This is a genomic window from Salinivibrio socompensis S35, assembly GCF_000513715.1.
GTDB lineage: Bacteria > Pseudomonadota > Gammaproteobacteria > Enterobacterales > Vibrionaceae > Salinivibrio > Salinivibrio socompensis.
Genome location: NZ_AQOD01000149.1, coordinates 1 through 6,073, shown reverse-complemented (window position 1 = coordinate 6,073; position 6,073 = coordinate 1). Strand labels below are relative to the sequence as shown.

Below are 6,073 nucleotides of genomic sequence, written 5' to 3'. Positions count from 1 at the left end.
CAGAACCAGAACCAGAACCAGAACCAGAACCAGAACCAGAACCAGAACCAGAACCAGAACCAGAACCAGAACCAAGCCAGATTGAAGCCCTATCTCAAGATCATGGAGAAGCTGTGATGAGTGACTCATGCCCCGTTGATGTTCAACATATCAAAGATCAAATCGGTGATAGCATGGAATTGGTGACCATGTTACTCAATAAGTATGTTAAGAACCAAACCCAGGATTTGACCGCGTTAAAGCAAGCATTTGAAGAGCAAGATGTAGGGAAAGTGAAAAAACTCGCACATAAAATGAAAGGCGCAGCAGCCATGATAGGGGCGGGCGACCTTTCTAAAACGTGTCTGGAGTTGGAAAAATCACCGTATGAAGATCTGGAATCGTTGCAGCCTTATATTCATCCCATAGAGGTACAAACGGCATTAATTGTTGAACAAATAGCGAGTTTACCGGAAACATCTTGATACATTCTCTGCTGCTAGTTAGCATAACACTTCGTACTGGTTTATATGAAAAATAAAGACCCATCAAAGACCTAGGGTCTGACATTGTCTGTCGGACCCTAGGTTTTATTGTTAAGGATAAGCTGATGATAAAGCGTTCTTTGTTAGCCTTTTGCGCCACTCTTGCCCTTTTTGGGTGTGGTGAGCCAACGATCTCTTCTCCATCAAAGACACCAACGCGTCCTGCTAAATTATTGACTGTGGTGACGGATGACGAAGGGTTAACCCGGCAGTTCCCCGCACAGGTTGAAGCGGATGACAAAGCGCTACTGTCATTTCGAGTCTCAGGCGTCATTGAATCTATGCCCATTAAAGCGGGAATGGACGTTAAGAAGGCAGGTGCTAGCGGCTCTCGATAACCAGCAATATAAGCTGCAGTTAGACAAAGCGCGTGCGCAATATCAGCTTGCTCAAGTTCAATTTAACCGTGCGGAACGGCTACATAATGATAAAGTCATTTCGGAGCAGCGGTTTGATGAAGCGCGTTCAGCACTGAGCGAAACGGCGGCTGGCCTTGAACAGGCGCAAACTAATCTAAACTACACCGAGCTTAAAGCGCCATACGCGGGCACCGTGTCATTAAGAATGAAAGAGCGCAACGAGTTCACACAAGCACAATCTCCGGTGCTGCATATTCAATCCAAAGATATCCTTAACGTCAGTTTCCAGTTACCGGAGCGCTACTTTCACTATTTTGCCCAATACCTTGATACTTTAACGCCAAGTGTTTCTTTTGACATCAATGAGCAGCGCCAATTCCCGGCTCAGTTTAAGGAAATTGATACGGAAGCGGACCCAAAAACGGCGTCGTATCATGTCACAGTGAGCCTGAATCGGCCAGATGCTGTGAATGTGTTGCCGGGGATGGCAGCGAGAATACACGTTACCATACCGACGCAGTCACAAACCCAAATCCCTGCCACGGCAGTCGTTCAATCGGACGCAGGGAACGCGGTTTGGCGTGTGAGTGAAAACGGTGAGATTACTTTGATGCCCGTGACGCTCAAAAACGGCAAAATTACTGCGGGGCTCGATAATGGCGATGTGATTGTAGCGACCGGTGCGGGTGCACTCGAACCGGGTGATCGGGTGAGAGCTTGGGTGAAGGAGCGAGGACTATGAGAACAAAATTCATTAGCGTGCTGCTCGGGCTCGGCGTTATCGTGGGCTGTCAGCCTGATCCGATTGCTCAACCCGCCTCTTTGCCTGTGATATCAACTTATACCGTGGCACAACAACAGTTGGATGAGCGGCTCGCGTTCCCCGCTGTTGCCGCCGCCGCCGATAAGGCCACGCTGGCATTCAGGGTGCCAGGCGAAATTCAAGCGATCAATGTCAAAGCGGGGGATCGTGTGTCAAAGAATGACGTCCTAGCCCGTCTTGAACCGACGGACTATCGCTTAGCGGTTGAAAATGCCAACGCACGGTTTGACGTGGCTAACTCACAGTACCAGCGCTCTGCGCCGCTCGTTGAAAAAGGCATGTTGGCCCAGTCTCAATTTGATGAACTAAAAGCGCAGCGAGAAATTGCACAAGCTGAATTAGCCTTGGCCAATCTTCGTTTATCTTATGTTGCATTGAAAGCGCCCACTGATGGAGTGATATCGAAAGTGAATGCGGAACCTTTCGAGACGATTGCCCCAGGACAAGGCATTATGAATATTCATGATGCGTCACGCGCTGATATCCGTGTTCAGGTCCCAGATGTCCTTTTTAGTCAAAATGCAGAAGGGAATGCAGCCTCCGTACAAACACGCTTGAAACCTGAGGTTGTTACGCAACAAGGACAATCGTATAAAGCAACGGTCGATGAGTTCACGGCAGAGCCGGATCCTAACAGCGGAGCATTTGTTGTCACATTGACGATGCCGATGCCAGAGAATCAATTCATTCTAGATGGCATGCCGGTACAAGTGAGTATTGCCCGTGACGGATTAAAAATGACGCGAACAGGCCTTTCGGTCCCCATAGAAGCGATTTTTAACCAAGATGGCGATCCGCTGGATAGCGATCACAGTTATGTTTGGATTTACGATGAGGCCTCTCAAACGGTAAATAAACGGCAAGTTGAAATGGGCCGCATTCATGGGCAACAAATTGAGGTCGGTAACGGGCCTTTCTATGGGGGAGCGTATCGTCGTTGGCGGTGCCAACCACCTGTCTGAAGGACAAAAAGTAGAATTGGCGTCAAAAGAGGAACAGGCATCATGAAGCAAGGTGTGGCGGGCTATTTTATTCAAAACAAAGTGATCAGCTGGATGATTGCCCTGATCTTTCTGATCGGCGGCACCCTTGCATTTCTTGGGCTAGGACGCCTCGAAGATCCTGCTTTTACGATCAAAGATGCGATGATTGTTACTAGCTATCCGGGCGCGACACCGCAACAAGTAGAAGAAGAAGTGACGTACCCACTGGAAAAAGCGGTACAACAACTGACTTATGTTGACGAAGTAAGATCGATTTCTAGCCGAGGACTGTCGCAAATTACGGTGAAAATGAAGCCCAAATATCGGTCGGATGATTTACCGCAAATTTGGGATGAATTGCGTCGTAAAGTCCATGATGTCAGGGGAGAGTTACCGCCAGGTGTCAATCCACCTTTAGTCAAAGATGACTTTGGCGATGTATTTGGCATTTTATTGGCCGTCACAGGTGACGGCTACAGTTACAGTGAATTAAAAGACTATGTTGACTTTTTACGTCGCGAACTGGAGCTGGTCGATGGCGTGGGTAAGGTTCAAGTCAGCGGCGCTCAGCAAGAACAAGTCTTTGTTGAGGCTTCGATCCAGCGATTGAGTAGCTTGGGGATCTCGCCAGATACACTGTTTAACCTTTTAGCGACGCAAAATCTCGTCAGCAACGCAGGGGCGCTACGAGTGGGCGATGAATATATCCGTATTCATCCAACTGGCGAATTTTCTTCTGTCGAGGAGTTGGGTAATTTGATCCTGACGGAAGCCGGTTCGGAAGGGTTAATTTACCTACGTGATGTTGCCGATATAAAACGTGGCTACCAAGAGGTCCCACGGCAGATCATCGCTTACAATGGCAAGCAAGCGCTACAGGTTGGGATTTCGTTTGCAGATGGCGTCAACGTGGTTGAAGTTGGCGAGAAAGTCGATAAACGGCTATCCGAGCTTAACAATGATCAGCCAGTGGGTATTCAAGTTCATCATGTCTATAACCAACCTGATGAAGTGGATAACTCGGTAACGGGTTTCGTCTCGACTCGGBTCAAGCTGTGGCGATTGTTATTATTGTTCTGCTTTTCTTTATGGGGTTGCGATCGGGACTTTTGATTGGGCTGGTACTTTTGCTTACCGTGCTTGGCACCTTTGTGTTCATGTACTACTTCGAGATCAATTTACAACGCGTTTCACTCGGCGCGTTAGTGATTGCGCTTGGGATGTTAGTAGATAATGCGATTGTGGTTGTGGAAGGGATCCTTGTCGGACTGAAGCGGGGACGAACGCGATTACAGGCAGCGCATGACATCGTCACGCAAACTAAGTGGCCGTTGCTGGGGGCGACCGTTATTGCCAGCTTTACGCCTTGCGCCGATTGGTCTGTCGGAAGATGCGACTGGGGAATACTGCGGTACCCTGTTTACCGTGTTGTTGATTTCTTTAATGTTGAGCTGGTTTACCGCCATCACATTAACCCCTTTCTTTGCGAGTCTCTTTTTTAAAGATACGCCTTTGGAAGAGGGGGATGAGGGTAGCGATCCGTATAATGGCGTTCTTTTTGTCGTGTATAAGCGTTTCTTAACCGCGTGTATGCATCATGCCTATCTCACCCTGCTAGTGATGGTCTTAGCGCTAGGTGCGAGCGTGTATGGATTTGGACATCTTAAGCAGTCATTTTTTCCCGATTCCACCACGCCCATGTTTATGGTAGATATGTGGTTGCCGGAAGGGACCGATATTCGTGCCACGCAAGACACGCTTGATGAGGTATCAAGCTGGCTCAGCGAGCAACAAGGCGTAAACTATGTGTCGACCAGTGCAGGGCAGGGATCGCAGCGCTTTATGCTGACCTACTCACCAGAAAAGACCTATGCTGCCTATGGTGAGTTGATTGTACGGGTTGATCAATATGAGCATGTGAAGCCAACAATGGGATTGGTGCGCCAGCATGTACGCCGTCAGTATCCGAATGCACAGTTAAAATTGAAACCTATTTCTCTAGGACCCGCAACGGGCTCCAAGATCGAGGCACGTATCATCGGCTCTGATCCCACTGAACTGCGTGCGATTGCTAAAAAAGTGGAAGCTCGACTCCATGATGATCCCGATGCGGTGAATATCCGTCATGATTGGCGTAACCGCACCAAGGTGTTAGAGCCTGAATTTAATGAAAGCCAGGCGCGTCGTTATGGGATCACCAAAAAAGATGTCGACGAGCTTTTAGCGATGACATTTAGTGGTAAGCGTATTGGTGTTTATCGTGATGGGACAAATTTAATGCCAATCGTTGCGCGTCTACCGGATGAAGAGCGCATTAATATCAATACGCTAGAAGGGATGAAAATCTGGAGTCCAGTATTGAAAGATTATATTCCCTTACAGCAGGTCATTCTTGATTATGACATGCGTTGGGAAGATCCGATCATTATGCGGAAGAACCGTAAACGCATGCTGACTGTTTTGGCTGATCCCGATCCGTTGCGAGAAACAACAGCCGCGACCATCTTAAGCCGCGTGCGCACCGATATTGAATCGATTCCGATGCCAGATAGTTACGCTATCGAATGGGGCGGTGAACATGAATCCTCCACGGAGGCGAAAGAGGGCTTGTTCAGTATCATGCCGTTTGGCTATTTGTTCATGTTCCTCGTGACTATTTTGCTGTTTAACTCAGTGAAAGAGTCCGTCATCATTTGGCTAACGGTGCCACTGGCAGTGGTTGGGGTAACCACTGGGTTGTTGTTACTTGATACACCATTTGGATTTATGGCATTACTTGGGTTTTTAAGCCTAAGTGGGATGTTGATTAAAAATGGGATCGTATTAATCGACCAGATAAATATCGAAGTGGCGAGTGGTAAACAGCGCTACCAAGCGGTAGTTGATGCCGCAGTGAGTCGTGTAAGACCCGTTTGCATGACAGCGGTTACAACCATTTTGGGGATGCTCCCCCTATTACCTGATGTGTTCTTCCGGCCTATGGCGGTCACCATCATGTTTGGGCTTGGGTTTGCGACGGTGCTGACTTTGATTGTGGTGCCAGTGTTATATCGCCTTTTCTATCAGATCCGTTATCACTCTGAATAACGACCAAACAGCATCGCTTATCGCGGTGCTGTTTTTTTCGTGTTAAGAAAAAGAAGGTTATGTACTGAGGAATCCCCTGATGATTTAGATAAAAATCATCAATTTAAGGTAGATGCACACCTTGTCATATGACCAAATGGTTTCACCAAAAATCAATAATCAGACAACAAGATGTGCGAACTCAATATCTTACATGACTCTCTCTACCAATTCTGTCCTGAACTGCATTTAAAGCGACTTAATAGCTTGATGTTAGCTTGCCGAGCATTGCTTGAGAGCAACACGCTTACGCTTACC

At 47.7% G+C, this 6,073-nt stretch carries 4 protein-coding genes and 2 pseudogenes; all 6 read left to right on the top strand.

The genetic code is table 11. The annotated features are described in order from the left end of the window. Positions 1–464, top strand: a 464-nt coding sequence (locus tag DZ54_RS25580) for an Hpt domain-containing protein (RefSeq protein ID WP_205619415.1), incomplete at its 5' end; no start/stop codon positions are given. A gap of 125 nt (positions 465–589) precedes the next feature. Beyond that, positions 590–862, top strand: coding sequence for a hypothetical protein (locus DZ54_RS26330; protein ID WP_240474031.1), 273 nt, complete (start codon positions 590–592; stop codon positions 860–862). Next, a complete protein-coding gene (locus tag DZ54_RS22230) occupies positions 843–1,625 on the top strand; it encodes an efflux RND transporter periplasmic adaptor subunit (RefSeq protein ID WP_240474030.1) in 783 nt (260 codons plus the stop codon). The genes DZ54_RS26330 and DZ54_RS22230 overlap by 20 nt, the downstream gene beginning before the upstream one ends. Continuing rightward, complete coding sequence (locus DZ54_RS22225) at positions 1,622–2,668, top strand: efflux RND transporter periplasmic adaptor subunit (protein ID WP_051416053.1); 1,047 nt, start codon at positions 1,622–1,624, stop codon at positions 2,666–2,668. Before DZ54_RS22230 ends, DZ54_RS22225 begins: the two co-directional genes overlap by 4 nt. Positions 2,669–2,710: 42 nt before the next feature. Continuing rightward, positions 2,711–5,776, top strand: a pseudogene (locus DZ54_RS22220) (efflux RND transporter permease subunit). Between the two features lie 171 nt (positions 5,777–5,947). Then, positions 5,948–6,073 (top strand): annotated as a pseudogene (locus tag DZ54_RS24960) (IS4 family transposase); the annotation flags it as partial.

What these genes read in the sequence shown, in the direction of transcription:
- DZ54_RS26330 (WP_240474031.1), top strand. Translation starts at nt 590, where the DNA reads ATGATAAAGCGTTCTTTGTTAGCCTTTTGCGCCACTCTTGCCCTTTTT.
- DZ54_RS22225 (WP_051416053.1), top strand. Translation starts at nt 1,622, where the DNA reads ATGAGAACAAAATTCATTAGCGTGCTGCTCGGGCTCGGCGTTATCGTG.